Annotated in this window: 6 protein-coding genes; 2 read left to right on the top strand and 4 right to left on the bottom strand. The window is 62.7% G+C overall.

Annotated elements, in window-relative coordinates:
- The 4 genes from EN969_RS16435 to EN969_RS16420 form a co-directional block, all read right to left on the bottom strand.
- On the bottom strand, positions 1-192 hold a 192-nt coding region (locus tag EN969_RS16435), incomplete at its 3' end, for an ATP-binding cassette domain-containing protein (RefSeq protein WP_127419245.1).
- A gap of 68 nt (positions 193-260) precedes the next feature.
- Entirely contained in the window at positions 261-1,313 is a 1,053-nt protein-coding gene (locus EN969_RS16430; RefSeq protein WP_024502965.1) for a substrate-binding domain-containing protein, read from the bottom strand.
- Positions 1,314-1,354: 41 nt separating this feature from the next.
- On the bottom strand, positions 1,355-2,344 hold the full coding sequence (locus tag EN969_RS16425) for a TIM barrel protein (RefSeq protein WP_063170351.1): 990 nt from the start codon (positions 2,342-2,344) through the stop codon (positions 1,355-1,357).
- 364 nt (positions 2,345-2,708) lie between these two features.
- Entirely contained in the window at positions 2,709-2,912 is a 204-nt protein-coding gene (locus EN969_RS16420; RefSeq protein WP_013529216.1) for a DUF465 domain-containing protein, read from the bottom strand.
- Between the two features lie 239 nt (positions 2,913-3,151).
- Between EN969_RS16420 and EN969_RS16415 the strand changes: the two genes are divergently transcribed.
- Entirely contained in the window at positions 3,152-3,331 is a 180-nt protein-coding gene (locus tag EN969_RS16415) for a YdcH family protein (protein WP_013529217.1), read from the top strand.
- Positions 3,332-3,665: 334 nt separating this feature from the next.
- Complete coding sequence (gene ispG, locus EN969_RS16410) at positions 3,666-4,919, top strand: flavodoxin-dependent (E)-4-hydroxy-3-methylbut-2-enyl-diphosphate synthase (protein ID WP_024502967.1); 1,254 nt, start codon at positions 3,666-3,668, stop codon at positions 4,917-4,919.
- Positions 4,920-4,988 lie beyond the last annotated feature (69 nt).

Genomic DNA, 4,988 nt, shown 5'->3' with positions numbered 1-4,988 from the left:
GTCGATGAGGACGCTTCCCGCTGTCGGCGTGTGGACGCCAGACAGGATGCGCAGCAGCGTCGACTTGCCGGCGCCATTTTCGCCGAGCAGGCCGTGGATTTCACCGGCACCTACCGAGAACGACACGCCGTCAAGCGCCCGCACGGCCGGAAACAGCTTGGAAATGCCCTGGAATTGCAGCCGGGGTGACATTGGGTTCTATCTCCGGGCAACGGTGCCGGCGGGAGCGAATTGCTCTGGCCGGCACTCGCCGATTGGCCTTACTGGCCCGCAGCCGCGTCCTCGAGCAGTGCCTTGCGCGCGCCGGCGCCGGAATAGCGGTCGGCATTGTCCTTGGTGATCAGTGCCTGGGGCGTGGCGACGACGCGGGGCAGCTTCTGTCCCGCGACGAGACGCAGAGCAGTTTCCAACGCCACTTCGCCGGTCAGCACCGGGAAACTGTCGACCGTGCCGGTCAGTTCGCCGGCCCGTATGGAGGCATAGGCGTCGGAAATGCCGTCGGTGCCGAAGACCGCAACCTTGTCCTGCAGGCCGGCGGCCTTGACTGCCTCGACGATGCCGAGCGCCATGCCGTCATTGTTGGCATAAAAGCCGATCAGGTCGGGGTGCTGCTGCAGGATGTTGGTGGCCGCATCATAGGAGGTCTGGCGGTCCCAGTTGCCGGGAACGCTGGCGACGACCTCGAACTTGCCTGCCTCGGTGATGGTCGACTTGAAGCCGTCGGTGCGCTGCACGGCGGCATAGACGCCAGCCTGGCCTTCGACGATGGCGACCTTGCCGCCATCCGGACGGTTCTTGATGAACCATTTGGCGACGCGCACGCCATTGTCGCGCTGGACATTGCCGACATAATGTTCGGCCTGCGGGATCACGGCGTCATTGACGTTGACCACCGGCACGTTGGCGGCCTTGGCTTGCTCCATGATCGGCTGCAGATTGGCATCCGTCTGCGGCGAGACGAGCAGCACGTTGTAGCCCTGCGTCACCAGGCCTTCGGCGATGGTGAGCTGGCCGAGCTGGTCGCCCTCGCTTTGCGCTGCCTGATAGACGACGGGAACGCCGACCTTGGCGCCGAATGCCGTGTAGCCCTCGCCCAGCGAGCGCCAGTATTCATTGGTCAGCGTCTTGGAGACGGCGCCTGCCTTGGTGCCTTCGGGCAGCTTGGGGAACGCGCCGAATTTGGCCTCGACCTGCGACCAGTCGATGCGGTCCTTTTCCGTGTCGGAATTGAGCGGCGCGAGGTCGGCCGAAAAGGCAGAGCCGATCGACAGCGCCATCAGTGCGGCGGTAGCCGTGGCAAGCAGAAGTTTCATTGTATTCCTCCCTTGTTGAAAACGATAATGGTGCGCATGCCTCAGCTATCCGGCCCGAGCATGATTTCCTGGATGATGGCCTGCGACGTCACCGCATCCTGGCTGTCCATGGCGGCGGACAGGCGATTGTCCTGCCCCAGCCGGTCGACGACGCGCAGCATGCGCTTGACGGTGGCGATGTTGACTTCGCACTCGCGCACCGGATCGAGCCCGGTCATGTCGGGGAACGTGTCGAAATAGATGGCGCCGGCGTAACCGTCGCGGCGAATCTGCCTGAGCAACTCGATGGTCTGCAGCGTGTGCACCGCGCCGACCATCAGGCCGTCGTCGCGCTTGGCGTAGCCGTCGTTCAGATGCACGCCGAGCAGCTTGCTGTGGCGCGCCACCAGGGCCGCGGCAAAGGCCGGCTGTTCGTCGGCATAGAGCACATGGGCGAAATCGAGGGTGACGCCCAGATTGGGCAGGCCGACATCGCGGATCGCCAGCAAGGTCGTCGCCGCATCCGGCATCAGGCTGTAGGAGCGTGGTTCGTTCGGTTTGTACTCAAGGCTGATCTGACAGTCGGGATCATGCGCGGCTACTTCACGAATCCCATCGATTTCGTGTTGCCAAAGCGTCACATAGTCGGCCTGGAAGGCGTAGTCGAAGCCATCCTGGCCGAGCCACAGCGTCATCAGGCTGGCGCCGGCCTCACGCACGGCATCGATGCCGGCTTTGGTCAGGTCGATGGCCTCGCGGCGCACCGCCGGATCCGGATTGGTGAATGCGCCGAGCTTGAAGGCGGGGTTGGAGTAGTAGCGCATGGCAAAGCCATTGATGGAAAGCCCGAGATCGCCGAGTTTGAGGGCGATTTCCGCAGGCTTTTCACTGACATGGTCGGGAAAGTTGAGGTCGAGATCGGTAAGCCCGCCGACCTTGGCGGCGCGCGCCGCCATCTGCAGCAGCGACGGCTTGCCGGTAAGATCAGGCCATTCGGCCTGCGGCCGCGAGGCAAAGGAATTCAGGCGCGTGGCGAAACGAGTGGCTGTCATGGTCGATCCTTCAATCGTCATGACTTCACATAAATACAAATATTTGTAAAGTTATTGTTTTGAGGGGCGGGCGGTGAGCTGTGTCGACGGCCGGGGCTGAGCCGCGCGAAGGCGCAGGTTTCCCAGCGGCGTCGCCGGACAATCCGTCAGAACGGTGGGATCACTGACCGAGAGCGTGCGACGAAGCCGTCGAGTTCGAGGTGCTCCATGTGCGAGATCGCCCGGCAGGACGCGCCGTCGCGGCTAGTGCACCGGCGAAAAAGAGCCCAACGATTGACCGGCCAAAGGCACCGTCACACGACCGCGCAGGGAGATGCAGATCGCCGCTGCCTGGCGCTCGATCAGCGTCAGCACATCACATCGTTCACGCAATGATGTCGGGAATGATCTTGTCTTCCAGCGCCATCAGCCGGTCCTTGAGGAACAGCTTCTTCTTCTTCATGCGCTGGATCTGCAGCGGATCGCAGGCCATGGCGATCATCGCGTTGATGGCTGCATCGAAATCGGCGTGTTCCTGCTTCAGGCGGGAAAATTCGAGGCGAATATCGGCCTGTTCCTGATCGGACATTCTCTACCGTCTGCACGTCTGCGGCGCCCAAAGCTGGGCCTGATTGGGCGGGGCCGGGTGTTTTGTCACCGGCGTGCAGCCCATATCACATTTCACAGTGTCGTGGAATGCTACCACGGATCATTCGACATCGCCCGCGGAAGGTGACACACTGTCACCGTGCCGTCACAGAAGCGAACCTGCGGTGGACGCGCCGTGACGGTTGCAATCGAGGAAAACCATGAAAGGGAGAACCAATCATGTCTCTTGCATCCCATCTTGATGAGTTGCAGCGGAAACACGGCGACATCGAACGTGAAATCGATGACGCGATGAATCATCCATCGGTCGACGACCTCGAAATCGTGAATCTTAAGCGACGCAAGCTGGCACTCAAGGACGAGATTGAAAAACTAAGAGGAAAACCGACCACGCATTGATGCCCTCCTGACATAGCCGCGCGGTATCCGCGGCCTCTTTTCCCGGCGGCTCCCCGCCGCCGGCGTGGAGAGGTTTGATTTCCCAGCACGGTCTGTCAGCCGAAGCTGGACTTGCACCCGGCTTAATATCCGCTTCGGCCGTCGCCCGTTTCGCCAGATCATCGATTGTTTTTGGTCGTTGGCGACGTGCCGATTCGGGCCAGTGGCGACCTGTCGCCATTGACAAGCCATCTTTGCTCCTCCACCTCATGCCCGGACCTCAGCGCATCGGCCCGGGGCGTCGTTGTGCGCCCATGCAGGACACAAGATGCTCCAGAGACAAAAGGCTGCCGGCATGACCGGATATTTTTCCTCTCCTTTCCCCCGCCGCACCTCGGTCGGCGTCGATGTCGGCGGCGTGGTCGTCGGCGGCGGCGCGCCCGTTGTCGTCCAATCGATGACCAACACCGACACGGCCGATATCGACCAGACCGTCGCGCAGGTCGCAGCACTGCACCGGGCCGGCTCCGAGATCGTGCGCATCACCGTCGATCGCGACGAGAGTGCCGCCGCCGTACCGCGCATTCATGAGCGGCTTCAGCGGCTTGGCATCAACGTGCCGCTGGTCGGCGATTTCCACTATATCGGCCACAAGCTCTTGGCCGATCACCCGGCCTGCGCCGAGGCGCTGGCCAAATATCGGATCAACCCCGGCAATGTCGGCTTCAAGGACAAGAAGGACCGGCAGTTCGCCGACATCGTCGAGATGGCGATCAGGCATGACAAGCCGGTGCGCATCGGTGTCAACTGGGGCTCGCTCGACCAGGAGCTTTTGACCCGGCTGATGGACGACAACCAGGACAAGGGTTTTCCGCTGACGGCGCAAGAGGTGATGCGCGAGGCGATCGTGCAGTCGGCCATTCTCTCGGCCGAGATGGCGGAAGAGATCGGCCTTGGCCGCGAGAAAATCATCCTGTCGGCCAAGGTCAGCGGCGTGCAGGACCTGATTGCCGTCTATGCCGAGCTCGCCACCCGCTCCAACCATGCACTGCATCTCGGCCTGACTGAAGCCGGCATGGGCTCGAAAGGCATCGTCGCTTCGTCGGCCGCCATGGGCATCCTGCTGCAGCAAGGCATCGGCGACACCATCCGCATCTCGCTGACGCCGGAGCCGAATGGCGACCGCACGCGCGAGGTGCAGGTTTCGCAGGAATTGCTGCAGACGATGGGGTTCAGGCAGTTCGTGCCGATCGTCGCCGCGTGTCCCGGCTGCGGCCGCACGACCTCGACCGTGTTCCAGGAGCTCGCTCAGAACATCCAGGCAGATCTCAGGAAGAACATGCCGGTGTGGCGCGACAAATATCCCGGCGTCGAGAACCTCAAGGTCGCGGTGATGGGTTGCATCGTCAACGGCCCGGGCGAGTCCAAGCATGCCGATATCGGCATTTCGCTGCCCGGCACCGGCGAGACGCCGACGGCGCCTGTCTTCGTCGACGGCAAGAAGGCGGCGACGCTGCGCGGACCGTCGATCGCGGCGGATTTCGAGAAAATGGTCGCCGACTATATCGAACAGCGGTTCGGTCGCGGCGGCAAGGCCGCGGCAGAGTAGGTCAAATGCAGCGTTTCCTGTGGGCGACGCTGGTCCTGCTGTGTGGGCTAGTCTGGTCGACACTGGCTC

The organism is Mesorhizobium sp. M7A.F.Ca.CA.003.01.2.1 (assembly GCF_003998945.1).
In the GTDB taxonomy this organism is placed as follows: Bacteria; Pseudomonadota; Alphaproteobacteria; order Rhizobiales; family Rhizobiaceae; genus Mesorhizobium; species Mesorhizobium ciceri.
This window is presented reverse-complemented; position numbering and strand designations above follow the sequence as displayed.

Coding starts and splice junctions, on each gene's coding strand:
- EN969_RS16425 (WP_063170351.1), bottom strand. CDS start 2,344: ATGACAGCCACTCGTTTCGCCACGCGCCTGAATTCCTTTGCCTCGCGG.
- EN969_RS16420 (WP_013529216.1), bottom strand. CDS start 2,912: ATGTCCGATCAGGAACAGGCCGATATTCGCCTCGAATTTTCCCGCCTG.
- ispG (WP_024502967.1), top strand. CDS start 3,666: ATGACCGGATATTTTTCCTCTCCTTTCCCCCGCCGCACCTCGGTCGGC.
- EN969_RS16430 (WP_024502965.1), bottom strand. CDS start 1,313: ATGAAACTTCTGCTTGCCACGGCTACCGCCGCACTGATGGCGCTGTCG.
- EN969_RS16415 (WP_013529217.1), top strand. CDS start 3,152: ATGTCTCTTGCATCCCATCTTGATGAGTTGCAGCGGAAACACGGCGAC.